Origin of the sequence: Spirillospora sp. NPDC048911 (assembly GCF_043198015.1) — a bacterium.
In the GTDB taxonomy this organism is placed as follows: domain Bacteria; phylum Actinomycetota; class Actinomycetes; order Streptosporangiales; family Streptosporangiaceae; genus Spirillospora.
The window spans coordinates 284,754-298,215 of the sequence record NZ_JBICUD010000001.1 but is presented as its reverse complement, the minus strand read 5'-3'; the positions used below and the strand labels follow the sequence as shown (position 1 = coordinate 298,215).

Genomic DNA, 13,462 nt, shown 5'->3' with positions numbered 1-13,462 from the left:
GCCAGGTGCGGACGGCACAGATCTAGAGAACCATTCGTTTAGCCCCCGCTGAATCCATAGCATCGAACTTATGAGGGAAGACGAAGGCGCGCTTCGCCACCGACCGGGCAAGGACGCCCATAAGGCATTGGGTCTGTGGTCGATCCGCCGTGCACTCGTATTCGCATTCACGAGCGCCATAGTACTGCTTGTGTCTGCTTGGTTCTTCATCTTCTGGCTATTGGGTTCACCTCCGCAAGCTAGTCCTAAGCCGCTAGACGCACCTGCACAATTGGATCTGCTGAAGTTGGTATTCGCATTGGTGGCCGGAGTTGGTGCTCTAGTGGCGTTGACCACCGCTTATCGCCGCCAGCGTGTTGAAGAGGCTGCGGGCGAGCGTGCTGAGCGGATCCAGTCCCACGCCGAACACGATGCCGCAGAACGACGGGTCACCGAACTATACGGTCAGGCTGTTGAGCACCTAGGCCATGAAAGGGCTGCCGTCAGGCTAGGTGGCCTGTACTCGTTGGATCGACTGGGCGATGGCCATCCGCAACATCGCCAAACCGTTATCGATGTCATCTGCGCCTATCTACGCATGCCGTTTGTATTTACCAGCGATGATTCGGAGTCCAACCTCGACCCTCAGCAAGTCCTAAACGACGACGCACTTCGGCAAGAATTTCAGGTTCGTCTTACGGCACAACGACTCCTTCATCGACATTTGAACAAACCAGGCTGTGATCAAGAAACCTTCTATTGGAATGGCATTTTGGTCGATCTGACCGGGGCTTATTTGGCTGATTTTGACTTCAGTTGCTGTCACCCGATCCAAGCTGTCTTCTCGGACGCTAGATTCAGTGGCCGAGCTAGCTTTGACGGAGCTCGCTTTGACGGTGCCGCTACATTCGAAAACGCGCGATTCCATGGGGACGTTTCATTCTGCGAGACTCATTTCAACGGCGACGTTCGATTTGATCAGGTTAGTTTCGGTGGAGCCGTTAGCTTCTACAAGTCCCAGTATGCTGGAAAGGTTGGTTTCGAAAGGGTCCGGTTCGAGAGAGAAGCCTTGTTTGACGAAGCCGAATTCTCCAATGACATTAGCTTCGCTGAAAGTCGATTTGGTGGACAAGTCACGTTTGGCGGAGTGCGGTTCGGTGGAACAGCGCAATTCGAGGAGGTCGAATTCAAAGAGGCGACCGATTTTGATAGGACTCAATTCAAGCGAAAGGCAAGGTTTGATAAGGCTCAATTCAGTGAGCAGGCGAAGTTCATTGGCGCCCGGTTCGATAACGAAGTCAGCTTTTGCGAGGCATACTTCAGTGGACCAGCCAATTTTGGGGAGACGCGATTCGCCGAGGATGCAATGTTCGGCGAAGTTCATTTTGGTAGCAACACCAGGTTCGTCGAGTCTTGTTTCGGTGGCAATGTGGAGTTCAACAAGGCGCGATTTGCCGGAGATGCCGGTTTCGGTAAGGCGCTTTTTGATGGGAGCACAAGCTTCGAGGAAGCTCGGTTTGCAGGAGTTTCTGTGTTTGGCCAGGCACGATTTGGCGGGACCTCCGCCTTTAGTAATAGTTTGTTTGAAGGAAACGTCTGGTTCGGCCAAGCCCACTTTTGCAACCAAGCCCTTTTTGCAGGGGTTAAGTTTGGCGGAAATGCAGGATTCGGTAAGGTCAAATTTGAGGAAGAAACTTGGTTTGACCATGCGAAATTCGGGAGGACCGCCACCTTTTTTAGAACTCAGTTCGGGAAAAGTACTAGATTTGCATCGGCTCATTTTAATAGAAAGGTTTCGTTCCGGGGTGCTGGGTTCGGGGGCGAGGTGCGATTCGCTAGATCGCAGTTTGATGAAGACGTTACATTTAGCGAAGCCAGGTTCGGTGGGGACGCCGGCTTCGGCCGAATGAAAGTCCGAGGGAAGGCTAGCTTCGGTAAAGCACATTTTTGTCATGCTGCCACGTTTGGCGCCGCTCACTTCACTGAAGATGTCGAGGTCAATCGAGCTCGGTTTGACAAAGATGTTACCTTTTCCAAGGCTCATTTCGAAGGTGCCGTTACATTTGCTGAGACTCAGTTTGGTGGAGTCGCAAGATTCGTTGAGTCCCACTTCCATTTCGATCCAAACTTTTATTCTGCCCTAGTCAGCCGTCCAGACGCCAATCATATATGGCCGAGGCCATGGCGGATTGAGTCGGGTTCCAGCGCCCCGGCATCACTTATCCGTTGATCTCGAAATGATGCCGTAATGAGGTAACTCTTGGCTCGCGTGGCGCGATATGGGAAGGCAACCAACGGATCACGCGAGCGCGGTTCAGTTTCAACTGAGGCGAACGTCCAGCGTGGACTGGAGCGCCGTCGGCTACTCCAGCGCCTCCAGGAAGAGGCGCAGCCCGTTCACAGGTCGACGAAGCAGGCTGTATCAGTGGCGTGAACCACCTTTGTCATGCAAACTTAGGACATGGAGCGTTTCGAGGACCATATGCTGCGGTCGTCCGTAGAGCATGATCGTGGAGAGCACACTCATTGCCCAGCGCATACCGCTCATAGTCGGATGGAAGAGGCGCATCGGTGGTGGCACGGCTGCCTAACTGACTACGACGATCCTGAAGGGTTCAGGGCAAATCTAAATGCCTGTATCCAAGCTCTTCGCAATGTGACATGGGTTCTCCAGAAGGAGAAGTCGCGAATACCTGCTTTTGATCAATGGTATCCCGCATGGCAGGAGAAGATGAAGGACGATGAAGTCATGCGTTGGGTGGTCAAATCAAGAAATAGGATCGTGAAGATGAGTGACCTTGAGCTTAAGTCGGTTGCCATAGCTCGTCTGATAGTCACCTATTTCGACACAGCGCCTAACAATAAAGAAGAGGGAGAGCGCAAGCAAAGTATAGTTGATAAGAAGATCTCCATGCCTCCGCGGTCAACATTGAGGGACTACGCAGAACGTATAAAGAGTCTTAGGATACCACCCAGCGTGATGGAAGACGCCGTACTCTCGATGGAAAGAAGATGGGTAGATCGAGCGCTCCCAACTTGGGAACTATTGAATGGCCTAGCTCATGCGTACGGGGTGCTTTCCGGCTTGATGGACGAGGTGCACATGCGCCTTGGAGTGGAGCACGGCATTTTTATGCGTACACCGGACGGTGCTGTGCGCTTGGAAGACAAGGAATATGCGAATGGTCGACTCCCATGCATGATTACGACTGAGTATTCGCGGACTACCTCCTATCGTATTAAGGATGGCAGTATAACGGGAGGTGGGCTGAGCTTTCCTATGGGTAAACCGCCGGAGAATTTCACAGCTCGTGCGGTACGTAAGTACAGGATGGATGAACTTGAACGCCTCCAGGGTCAACCAGAATCTATTATGGATTACGTGCCTCTATATGCTGAGATCGGAAAAAAGATACTGAAGAAGGATAAGCATCACGGATGGTTCATCTTCTACTTCCGTGGATTGACACCCTGCGGTGCAGAAGTTCTTGCTGCGCGCGACCGTGGCGACAAGATGCTATTGGCGAAAAAGATAGCTGATTCTGTCGCGGTGAACGAATTCGATGGCGTCATCATTACTGGCGAGATGTGGGTTGCTCCTATGTCTCATGGGCCTGATGGGGAAATAATACCTCCTGCGCAGTCGTCTGACAGGACTGAAGGGTTGATCGTCTATGCGGAGAATTCAGGCGGGGAGGTTCGAGACCTCCTCATTCCCTTCACGCGGCGATTTGGTCGAATCATCTATGAAGACTCCATCGAGCAAGTCAATGTTGTCCCTGAGGCGCGATACAATTTCCTGATACCGGTTCGAGCTATATGGGATAAATGGAATGCGGACTCTGATTAGCTCGCGCGTCCGGGGGCTCATCTGACGAGGATGCGTGTTCTGCACTCTCAGCAGTGTGACCGAAGGCATATATATCAAGTGGCCGTTCGAGAGTGAAGTGGGGGCTCACAACCCCGACCCGGCCAGAGGGCATGCCCCCACGGAATTGCCTATGGCAGCGTCTCGCGATCGCGCAGGCGCGCCTTCGGAATATTGTGCATGCTAGCGAAGTACTAACGATGAATCTGGATGGTTAAGGACGGTGGCAGAGTTGCTGAAGGGCTGTGCGCAGGTCGGAGACGTGCGGGTGCTGCAGTGGAGGTGGCTGATTCTGTTTGTATGTATGAGTTTGGGCAGCGCACGGACTGCCTGTTTAGGCTGCTGAGCCTCAACAGACCCGCATGTGCGAAGACCCCGCTGATCCGCTTTGGATCAACGGGGTCCTCCTTGTTCCACGTTGGTTCAGTCTTGCGCCACTGTGGCGATGATCTGTCTTATCTTGCGGCGATCGATGCCGTGTCGTTCTGAGAGCGCTCGTTGGGATATCGGTCTGCCTGGGCCGCTGAGGCTTGCGAGGTAGTCGGCGAGGACCGCGTCCTCGGAACCAAGCTCCACATTGGAGCGGTCGGAGTCGGCTTCGTCCGGCGTGAGGCTGTTGGGCTCGGCCCCAGGCTCAGCCTGAGCTGACGAGGCCACGTTGCGGGTCAGCATCATCAGGAGCTCGAAGGAGCCGACGAGAGCGAGTGCCGGCCAGGCGCTCACGAGGGAGCCTGTGGGGCCGTGGTTCAGGCCGTGTGCCACGTTGGCGCCGATGGTGGCCACGATGCCTACGCCCAGGCTCCACTTGGCCAGCGTTGGTACTGGCTGCTTCCGGCGACTTGCGTCGAGGACCACCATGGAGGCCGCCCATATGAGGCCGTCCACGGTGATTGGGACGAGGCGCGCTGTGATGCCGGTCTCGCCGTGTGTCCGTACCAACTCGTACGCGTGGCGGTACGAGATCACGGCGGCGACCGTTGCGACGAGCAGGACGGCGAGGGCGGTTGTGATCCGGGTGAGGCGATCAGCCATCGGCCGACTCCCCTCGAACGGTGCTTTGCTCCCATGCGCGTGTGGTGATCGTCCTGAGTTCGGTGGAGTCCCGGAAGCACATGGGGTAGAGGCGGCACTGCGGGTCGTGTGGGTCGGGCTCGGAGAGGTCGTCTCGGCCGTCGATCACTACGGACCACTCGTCTGGGCCGCAGCGTTCGAGGACTGTGCCGGGTAGCCAGGCCCAGGAGGTGCGGTCTTGGTCGTTGGCGCCTGGGGGCGGATACCAGACGAGTACGGGGGTGTCCTCGGGGAAGTTTGGCGTGTTGGTGATCATGTGGGGCCTCCCTTCTGGGAGGGGGAGCCAGGGGAGCCCGGGATGGGAGCCAATGCGTGTCGATCTGGATCGACGTGATGAGACTCACTCGGACTTGGTGCTGGCTCGCCCCTCCTTGGTGGTGCAGGTGGGCGGCTCCCGGTACGGCGTAGGCGGACTCAGCCGGACGTGGCCATGATCAAGGGGTCGGAATGACCCCTTAAAGGTCGGTTAAGGAGATGCGCTGATCGGAGCAGGTGAGGGGGGCAACTAGACTGACGTGTGTGCCTCTTCGTGACGGACGTCTGAGCCACGACATCGACCCCTCCGACCGCTCCCCGCAGGACGCCTGCGGGGTGTTCGGCGTCTGGGTTCCGCCGGGCGAGGCCAGCCGGGCGGAGGTGAGCAAGCTCGCCTACTACGGCCTCTACGCGCTGCAGCACCGCGGACAGGAGTCCGCGGGCATCGCCGTCAGCGACGGGTCGCGCATCGTCGTCTTCAAGGACATGGGGCTCGTGGCCCAGGTCTTCGACGAGTCGGTGCTCAACACGCTGCGCGGTCATATCGCCGTCGGACACTGCCGCTACTCCACGACAGGGTCGCCTACCTGGGAGAACGCGCAGCCCACGTTCCGCTCGACCGGGGCGGGCGGGCTGGCCCTGACGCATAACGGCAACCTGATCAACACGCCTGAGCTGGCCGCCAAGCTGCCCGAGGGGGTGCTGACGGCCACGAGCGACACCGAGGTGCTGACGGCGCTGCTGGCGACGCGTGAGGGCGGTCCGCTGTCGGCTGCCAGGGAGATTCTGCCGGTCACGCGGGGCGCGTACTCGCTGGTCTTCATGAACGAGAGCACGCTTTACGCGGCGAGGGATCCTGAGGGCATCCGGCCGCTGGTGCTGGGCCGGCTGGGCGAACGGGGCTGGGTCGTGGCCTCGGAGACCGCCGGGCTCGACATCGTGGGCGCGCAGTTCGTCCGGGAGATCGAGCCGGGCGAGCTGATCGCGATCGACGCCGACGGGGTGCGGTCCGAGACGTTCGCGGAGCCCCGGCCAAAGGGCTGTCTGTTCGAGTATGTGTATCTGGCCCGGCCGGATACGAGTATTGCCGGCCGCAGTGTGCAGGCCACCCGGGTGGAAGTCGGGCGGCGGCTGGCTCGTGAGCATCCGGTCGAGGCCGATCTCGTGATTCCCACGCCTGAGTCGGGGACGCCTGCTGCCATCGGGTATGCGGAGGCGTCGGGCATCCCGTATGGCCAGGGGCTCGTCAAGAACTCGTATGTCGGGCGGACGTTCATCCAGCCCTCCCAGACGATCCGGCAGCTGGGGATTCGGTTGAAGCTGAATCCGCTGCGCGAGGCCATCGAGGGCAAGCGGCTCGTGGTGGTGGACGACTCCATCGTGCGGGGCAACACGCAGCGGGCCATCGTGGGCATGCTGCGGGACGCGGGCGCGGCCGAGGTGCATGTGCGCATCTCCAGCCCGCCGGTGGCCTGGCCTTGTTTTTACGGGATCGACTTCGCCAGCCGGGCTGAGCTGATCGCCGGCAATCTGTCGGTCGAGGAGATCCGCGACTCGATCGGCGCCGACTCGCTGGGCTACATCTCGCTGGACGAGCTGATCGCCTCGTCCAAGATCGCCAAGGACCGGCTGTGCCGCGCGTGCTTCGACGGGGTCTATCCGATCCCGGTCGAGGAGGACGCCCGCGGCAAGCACCTGCTGGAAGTGACCGTCAAGTGACGTCCTATGAGGCCGCCGGGGTCGACATCGCCGCCGGTGAGCGGGCCGTCGAGCTGATGAAGTCGCGCGTGGCGCGGTCGCGGCGCCCGGAGGTCGTGGACGACGCGAGTGGCTTTGCCGGGCTCTTCGACGCGTCGGCGTTTCTGAAGTACCGGCGGCCGCTGCTGGCGACGTCCACCGACGGGGTCGGTACGAAGGTCGACCTGGCACGGCAGTTGGGCGTCTACGACACCGTGGGGCACGACCTCGTCGGCATGGTCATCGACGATCTGGCCGTCTGCGGCGCCGAGCCGCTGTTCATGACCGACTACATCGCCTGCGGCAAGGTGATCCCCGAGCGCATCGCCGACATCGTCGGCGGCATCGCGGACGCCTGCGCGCTCGCGGGCTGCGCGCTGATCGGCGGCGAGACCGCCGAGCACCCGGGCCTGCTGGGGGCGGACGAGTTCGACATCGCGGGTGCCGGCACCGGGGTGGTCGAGGCCGACGAGATCCTCGGGCCCGACCGGGTACGTCCTGGAGACGTCGTGATCGCCATGGCGTCCTCGGGCATCCACTCCAACGGCTATTCGCTCGTCCGCCACATTCTGGCGACCAGTGATCTGGCCCTGGAAACGCAGTTGGCCGACCTCTCCCGCCCGCTCGGCGAGGAGTTGCTCACACCCACCCGCATCTACGCCCAGGACTGCCTGACGCTCGTCCGCGCCGGTGGCGTGCGCGCGTTCGCCCACATCACCGGAGGCGGCCTGACGGCCAATCTGGCCCGTTCGCTGCCTTCCACGGCCGACGCCGTGCTCCAGCGGTCGTCCTGGGAGGTTCCACCGCTTTTCGCCGCTCTCCAGGCGTACGGCAAGGTTCCGCAGGCCGAGATGGACAAGACCTTCAATCTGGGCGTCGGCATGGCCGCCATCGTGGCCCCGGAGGCCGCCGACGACGCCGTGCGCACCCTCGCCGACCGCGGCGTTCCCGCCTGGGTCCTCGGCGAGATCGTCGAAGGCGGCGGCACCGCCAACTTCGCCTGACGATCGCGCGTCACATGGGTGTGATGATCTTTCGCGCGCCGGTCCGGGTCGCGCTCGCCCGCCTGCGCCGCCTCGCGCTGCCGCTGTCGGTCCTGGGCGCCCTGCTGGTGTACGGGGTCCTGGCGCCGCTGGGCTGGGCGTACGCGGACACGGCCCGCTACCGGTACGGGCCTGGGAACGTCCCGGTCAGCCCTGTGGCCCTGGTTCTGGGCGCGGGGATCTGGCGCGGCCAGCCGTCGATCCTGCTGGCCCGCCGCCTGGACGTCGCCGCGGACCTCTACCGGCGCGGCAAGGTGAAGGTGCTCCTGGTCTCAGGCGACAACCGGGTCAAGGGCTACGACGAGCCCACCGTGATGCGCGACTACCTCATCGCCCACGGCGTACCGGACCAGAAGATCGTCCGTGACTTCGCGGGTCTCGACACGTGGGACTCCTGCGCCCGCGCCAAGCGCATCTTCCAGGTGGAACGGCTCACCGTGGTGACCCAGAATTTCCACCTGCCCCGCGCCGTGGCCCTCTGCCGAGCCGCAGGGCTCGAGGCCGTCGGTGTCGGGGACGACAGCATGGCCGGCCGCACGGACGCCACCGTCAAGGGCTACGCCCGCGAACCCCTCGCCATGATCAAAGCCATGAAGGACCTCACGAGTCACCGGGATCCCAAGCTCCTGGGACGGACCGAACCCGGCGTCCAGAAGGCCCTGGCCACACCGTAAGCCGACGGCCCACCCGCGGCCACGCCGTGAGCCCACGAATACCGCGGCCACGCCGCGAGCTGGCGAACACCTGCAGCTACACGTGAGCCAACGAAGACCTGCGCGCCATGAGTCGGGGAACACCCGTGTTCATGGATCCGCTGGATCGGCGCTAACGCTCTTGGATACGAGAAGGCCCGCAAGCATTGCTTGCGGGCACTGCTCATCCCGAGGGTCAGCCTGAGGTGCCGTCCTTGCGGTCGTCCTCAGCCGCGCCATATTCCTCGGCGTAGTCGGCGTACTTGTCGGCGAGCTCGTCGTACGGGTCGGGCTCCGTCGACTCGGGGACTCCCAGCTCACTCTTCAGGCGGTCGAGGTCCGTGCCGCCGCTGTTGTATTTGAGCTGGCGGGCTACCTTCACCTGCTTGGCCTTGGCTCGGCCGCGACCCATTGGCTCGACCCCCTCGATGGTCAGGGCTTTCGTGGGCCCATCAACGCGCGCGTCCACCACACGAACCGGTGCCTGATGAGCCATGGTTCAGTCACGGACACAACCGTACCCGTTTTGCGCCCGGCTCGGTACATCGTCAGGACGGTGGCGGCAGGCTCCTTGCGGATAGCCCCAGTATATCGGGTGATTGCGAGTTCACAGACCTGGCCGACACGCGATCACGCAGCCCCGGCCCAACCGCCTCTGGCAGGGGCCAAGCCTCGCTTGTGCGCGTAACCGTAACCCTTACGGCGCAAGGACAAACCCGCCCAGCGGGGCACCAGGCGCTGGGCCGCCGGGTCGAGGTGTCGGCCCGGCGGCCGTTCTATGTCGCGTTCGTCACTCTTGTGGTTCGTCCCCGCGCCGCCAGGCGAACAGGAACGATCAACCGAGCCAGATGCCGCGGAGCCTGCCCACTGCTGACATCCGTTGCTCGGCCAGGCGGTCGGCGGCGACGGCCGGGGGGACGCCTTCGTCGGCGGCCAGGACGAAGATCTGCCGGGTGGTCTCGAAGATCCCCGTGGCCCGGGCCTTGGCGCGATCGAAGTTGAAGCCCTCGATCTCGTCGGCGACCTGGATCACCCCGCCGGAGTTGACCACGTAGTCCGGGGCGTAGAGGACGCCGCGGTCGGCCAGCTGCTTCTCGATGCCGGGGTGCGCGAGCTGGTTGTTGGCGGCGCCACAGACGATCTTGGCGCCGAGGGCGGGGACGGTGTCGTCGTCGAGCGAGCCGCCCAGCGCGCAGGGCGCGTACACGTCGATCTCGGAGTGGATGAGGGCGTCGTTGTCGGCGACGACCTCGACCCCCGGGTGGCGCTCCACGACCCGTTCGACGGCGGCCTCGCTGACGTCGCAGATCACCACTTCCGCGCCGTCCTCGCGCAGCAGGTCGACCAGGCGGTGGCCCACCTTGCCCACGCCCTCGACACCGACGCGGCGGCCGCGGAGGGTGGGGCTGCCCCAGATGTGGTCGGCGGCGGCGCGCATGCCCTGGTACACCCCGTACGAGGTGAGGATGGACGAGTCGCCGGCGCCGCCGTGCGCGACCGTGCGGCCGGTCACGTAGCGGCTCTCGCGGGCGACGATGTCCATGTCCTCGCTGTAGGTGCCGACGTCGCACGCCGTGTAGTAGCGGCCGTTCAGCGACTGGACGAACCGTCCGTACGCGCGCAGCAGGGCCTCGGACTTGTCGGTGTGGGGATCGCCGATGATGACGGCCTTGCCCCCGCCGTGATCGAGCCCGGCCAGGGCGTTCTTGTACGCCATGCCGCGGGACAGGTTCAGCACGTCGGTGAGCGCCTCCTCCTCCGACCCGTAGGGGTAGAAGCGGGTGCCGCCCAGCCCGGGGCCGAGCGCGGTGGAGTAGAGCGCGATGATGGCACGCAGGCCGCTGGCCTCGTCCTGGCAGAAGACGACCTGCTCGTGTCGGGGTTCTGTGCCCTTGTGGGGCGACCCGAAGACGTTAGGCACGGTAGTGCCCTCCTCTCAGTCTTAAGGATCAGACTAGAACCGCCCAGGGGGAGACGGGCGAGTCTGCAGGTAACACAGGGATCTCGGTGGGGTTGTCGGTGCCTTGTCCCCGCAGGGCTCATGTCACCATGCGAGGGTGCTTCCGTACGCCGCTTACCTACGGGTATATGAGCCGGTGACCGCCTTTCCGGAGCCGGCACGGACCCTCTGGACGGCCTACGCCGACTCCCGGCGGCGTCCGCGGCGGATCCACGCGCTGGCCGCCGAGCATCGCGAGGCCACGCTGCGGCTGGCCGCGTTCCCGCCGGAGCCGGTCCCGGAACGGGAGAGCCGGCACGCCTACGTGCGGCGTTCGGCGGACATGATCTATGTGAGCCCCTGGGAGACGCGGCTGCGCTCGTGGCTGGCGTTCGACCGGTTCGTCGCCGCGCTCCCGGCGGGGGCGGCCGAGGCCTTCGTGCCGTCGGCGGTGGCGGACGGCGTGGTGGACGAGTTCGGACGGTGGAAGGCCGCGGGCAATTCGCTGAACCCGCACATCCTCTCGAGCACCTGGCATGTCCCGCTGGCGTGGTTCGTGGCGTTCGGTGGTGCGGAGCGCTGCCTGCTGCTGGGCGAGCCCGCCACGGGTGAGGCCGCCACCGGTGAGGCCGCCACAGCGGAACGTAAATCCGCGACCTGCTTCGGGGAAAACCCAGGTCGTGGGCCTGCGACGGCGGCCGTGACGCGTACCCTCATCTACGTCACGGCGATGGCCGAGGCGCGGCGCCGTGTCGCCGCGGCCCTTCGCGTCGTCCGCGACAACCTCGGAGAGGGGACCGGCGAGACCACCGTGCTGGCCGCCGGACAGGTGGAGACGCTCGGCCGCTGGCTGGGCGGATTCCACCCCCGCGCCCTGGTGGAACTCGACTACGGCGGGCTCGTCCATCTGCTGGACGACCGGACGCTGCGAGCCGACGAGTCGGTCGGCGAGATCAGGGTCGCCCTCGAAGCGATGGAACGCGGTGAGGCTGAGCTGGCGGTCGCGATGTACAAGCGTCTCCTCGCCCGCTGGCGGCCTGTACGGGCCCTTGAATCGGCGAACTGAACAAATTTCCCGAATCAGCGCGCGATACGACTATACGTGTCGCTAGAATCACGCAGCGTGACCCAGTCGCCACTGAACACGCAACTACGCTCAGGGACTTGCTTGTTGCGTTGAGTGGTGGCAAGGTTACACGTTGTGATGTCATAGTGGCTCTTTCGGGCCATAGGGGACATCAGTGACCGCGCGAGGAAATCGCAGGATCGCTGTCATCGGTCCACGGAGGAGAGGCCGCACAAATGTCAGCACGTACGCCAGAGGCTGAGCCCCTGCTGACGCCGGCAGAGGTGGCGACGATGTTTCGCGTCGACCCCAAGACCGTCACGCGGTGGGCGAAGGCCGGAAAGCTCACGTCCATCCGCACCCTGGGGGGGCACCGGCGCTACCGCGAGGCTGAGGTTCGTGCGCTGCTGGCGGGTATCCCGCAGCAGCGCTCGGAGTAACGCACTCCGGCCGGCGAGTGACCAAGGGGGCCTCGCCGGGCGCACACAGAGAAATAGTGGGGGGCGACCAGGAGGCCGCTGAACAACCTCGCACCCGGCAGTGGGTCGAAGTCCTGTTCAGAAGCCCCCTGGACGAAGGTCCAGGACTGTGATGATCCGAGAATCGCCGTCCTGGGCCGAGCCACCGTCCAAACGAATGTCCCGCTCGTGACCATGCGAGCGGGACACTTCGCCCTCTCAGCCCACCCGCGCTCTCACCCCTGACCACACCATCCGGCCCGTCGCCGCACTGTCCGAACCTTGGCAGCACCATCCGGCCTTTGGCTGCGCTGCCGGTCCTTGGCCGCACTATCTGGCCTTCGGCCGCACCATCCGATCCTTGGCCGTACTGTCTGGGCCTTGGCTGCGCTGGCTGTGTTGGCCGTGTGGCGGCTCAGTCTTCGGTGGGGACCTCTTCGTGGGCGAGGCGGTCGAAGAGGGCCGCTATCGCCGGTTCGTGCTGGCCCGCGACGTCCAGCAGCACCACCAGATGGTCGACTAGGAGACGTTCGAGTTCCTCCCGGGTGACATCCCGGTTCTCCAGCCAGTCCAGGCCGGCGGTCTCGACGGACGCCATCCATGAACGCAGCGTGATGCGCAGCACGGGCGTGGGGATCTCCACGTCCATCGCGTGCAGGATCCGGCCCAGCAGCAGCTGCCGGATGCCGTCGACGATCTCGCCGACCTCGCCCGACCGGTCCGCGGGCCCGCCGCGCAGCAGCGCCGTGAACCCCGGTGCGTGACTCTCGACGAAATCGAAGTAGCGCTTGAGCGAGATCTGCAGGCGCTCGATCGGCGTGCCCTCGGTCGGCGGCTCCAGCAACACAGACAGCTGCCTGGCCGCGCTGCCCAGCGCCGCGATGTAGAGCTCGTACTTGCCGCCGAAGTAGTGGTAGACGAGCGCGCGGGAGGCGCCGGCGGCCGCGGCGACGTCGTCGATGGAGACGTCTTCCGGAGACTTGGTGCTGAACAGCTCCAGCGCGGCCTCGATCAGTTCGTCCCGGCGTTCGTCGACACTCAGCCTGCGTCTGCCACGCTGCTGGGAACGAGCGGCAGGGGCGGAACCCTGCCCGCCCCTGGCCTTGCCGCCTGCCACTGCACGATCTCCCACTTTGGCAGCGTATCCGAGCGCAGGCGTGAGATCGGCGCGCGCGGCGTCCCTGGAGTGTCCGTGGAGTGGTGGTTTGTGCCTGGATCCACCCTGTGATCCAGGACACCACAGGCAAGAACTGGCATTGGCGGCTGCCCGTTACTCGCTGTTGCGACGATATGGGGTGAAGGCGAGGCATCATGGCATCTCCCCCCGAGTGGGGAGGGTGTTCCGTCCCGTGGC

Annotated in this window: 12 protein-coding genes; 7 read left to right on the top strand and 5 right to left on the bottom strand. The window is 63.6% G+C overall.

Translation table 11 applies throughout. From position 1 onward, the window contains the following. The first annotated feature begins 70 nt into the window (after positions 1-70). Positions 71-2,209, top strand: a complete 2,139-nt coding sequence (locus tag ACGFNU_RS01365) for a pentapeptide repeat-containing protein (RefSeq protein WP_392589238.1) — start codon at positions 71-73, stop codon at positions 2,207-2,209. A gap of 324 nt (positions 2,210-2,533) precedes the next feature. Further along, complete coding sequence (locus tag ACGFNU_RS01360; RefSeq protein WP_392589237.1) at positions 2,534-3,829, top strand: hypothetical protein; 1,296 nt, start codon at positions 2,534-2,536, stop codon at positions 3,827-3,829. A gap of 441 nt (positions 3,830-4,270) precedes the next feature. On the opposite strand, the gene ACGFNU_RS01355 is transcribed toward ACGFNU_RS01360, so the two are convergent. Together ACGFNU_RS01355 and ACGFNU_RS01350 are read right to left on the bottom strand one after the other, a co-directional pair. Then, positions 4,271-4,879 (bottom strand): DUF2637 domain-containing protein, encoded by a 609-nt coding sequence (locus tag ACGFNU_RS01355; RefSeq protein WP_392589236.1) that lies wholly within the window; start codon positions 4,877-4,879, stop codon positions 4,271-4,273. Continuing rightward, a complete protein-coding gene (locus ACGFNU_RS01350; protein ID WP_392589235.1) occupies positions 4,872-5,174 on the bottom strand; it encodes a hypothetical protein in 303 nt (100 codons plus the stop codon). Before ACGFNU_RS01350 ends, ACGFNU_RS01355 begins: the two co-directional genes overlap by 8 nt. Before the next feature lie 263 nt (positions 5,175-5,437). On the opposite strand from ACGFNU_RS01350, the gene purF reads away from it, so the two are divergent. From purF to ACGFNU_RS01335, 3 genes are read left to right on the top strand one after another with little or no spacing between them, the layout of a single operon-like run. Beyond that, entirely contained in the window at positions 5,438-6,892 is a 1,455-nt protein-coding gene (gene purF, locus ACGFNU_RS01345) for an amidophosphoribosyltransferase (RefSeq protein WP_392589234.1), read from the top strand. After that, entirely contained in the window at positions 6,889-7,914 is a 1,026-nt protein-coding gene (gene purM, locus ACGFNU_RS01340) for a phosphoribosylformylglycinamidine cyclo-ligase (RefSeq protein WP_392589233.1), read from the top strand. Before purF ends, purM begins: the two co-directional genes overlap by 4 nt. A 23-nt stretch (positions 7,915-7,937) precedes the next feature. Next, positions 7,938-8,627: a vancomycin high temperature exclusion protein gene (locus ACGFNU_RS01335; protein ID WP_392589232.1), complete on the top strand. Its 690-nt coding sequence runs from the start codon at positions 7,938-7,940 to the stop codon at positions 8,625-8,627. 214 nt (positions 8,628-8,841) lie between these two features. On the opposite strand, the gene ACGFNU_RS01330 is transcribed toward ACGFNU_RS01335, so the two are convergent. Both ACGFNU_RS01330 and ACGFNU_RS01325 read right to left on the bottom strand, forming a co-directional pair. Next, positions 8,842-9,057 carry a DUF3073 domain-containing protein gene (locus ACGFNU_RS01330; protein ID WP_392589231.1) on the bottom strand — a complete coding sequence of 72 codons (216 nt, stop codon included), beginning with the start codon at positions 9,055-9,057 and terminating at the stop codon, positions 8,842-8,844. 423 nt (positions 9,058-9,480) lie between these two features. Beyond that, positions 9,481-10,566 carry a Glu/Leu/Phe/Val dehydrogenase gene (locus ACGFNU_RS01325; RefSeq protein ID WP_392589230.1) on the bottom strand — a complete coding sequence of 362 codons (1,086 nt, stop codon included), beginning with the start codon at positions 10,564-10,566 and terminating at the stop codon, positions 9,481-9,483. A 136-nt stretch (positions 10,567-10,702) separates the two neighbouring features. Between ACGFNU_RS01325 and ACGFNU_RS01320 the strand changes: the two genes are divergently transcribed. Beyond that, the gene (locus tag ACGFNU_RS01320) at positions 10,703-11,650 is read left to right on the top strand and encodes a hypothetical protein (RefSeq protein WP_392589229.1); all 948 of its coding nucleotides are present in this window, start codon (positions 10,703-10,705) and stop codon (positions 11,648-11,650) included. Between the two features lie 236 nt (positions 11,651-11,886). After that, positions 11,887-12,090, top strand: coding sequence for a developmental transcriptional regulator BldC (bldC, locus tag ACGFNU_RS01315; protein ID WP_012850682.1), 204 nt, complete (start codon positions 11,887-11,889; stop codon positions 12,088-12,090). A 433-nt stretch (positions 12,091-12,523) separates the two neighbouring features. On the opposite strand, the gene ACGFNU_RS01310 is transcribed toward bldC, so the two are convergent. Continuing rightward, positions 12,524-13,240, bottom strand: coding sequence for a TetR/AcrR family transcriptional regulator (locus ACGFNU_RS01310; RefSeq protein WP_392589228.1), 717 nt, complete (start codon positions 13,238-13,240; stop codon positions 12,524-12,526). Positions 13,241-13,462 lie beyond the last annotated feature (222 nt).

What these genes read in the sequence shown, in the direction of transcription:
- bldC (WP_012850682.1), top strand. Translation starts at nt 11,887, where the DNA reads ATGTCAGCACGTACGCCAGAGGCTGAGCCCCTGCTGACGCCGGCAGAG.
- ACGFNU_RS01365 (WP_392589238.1), top strand. Translation starts at nt 71, where the DNA reads ATGAGGGAAGACGAAGGCGCGCTTCGCCACCGACCGGGCAAGGACGCC.
- ACGFNU_RS01330 (WP_392589231.1), bottom strand. Translation starts at nt 9,057, where the DNA reads ATGGGTCGCGGCCGAGCCAAGGCCAAGCAGGTGAAGGTAGCCCGCCAG.
- ACGFNU_RS01350 (WP_392589235.1), bottom strand. Translation starts at nt 5,174, where the DNA reads ATGATCACCAACACGCCAAACTTCCCCGAGGACACCCCCGTACTCGTC.
- ACGFNU_RS01335 (WP_392589232.1), top strand. Translation starts at nt 7,938, where the DNA reads ATGATCTTTCGCGCGCCGGTCCGGGTCGCGCTCGCCCGCCTGCGCCGC.
- ACGFNU_RS01360 (WP_392589237.1), top strand. Translation starts at nt 2,534, where the DNA reads ATGGAAGAGGCGCATCGGTGGTGGCACGGCTGCCTAACTGACTACGAC.
- ACGFNU_RS01355 (WP_392589236.1), bottom strand. Translation starts at nt 4,879, where the DNA reads ATGGCTGATCGCCTCACCCGGATCACAACCGCCCTCGCCGTCCTGCTC.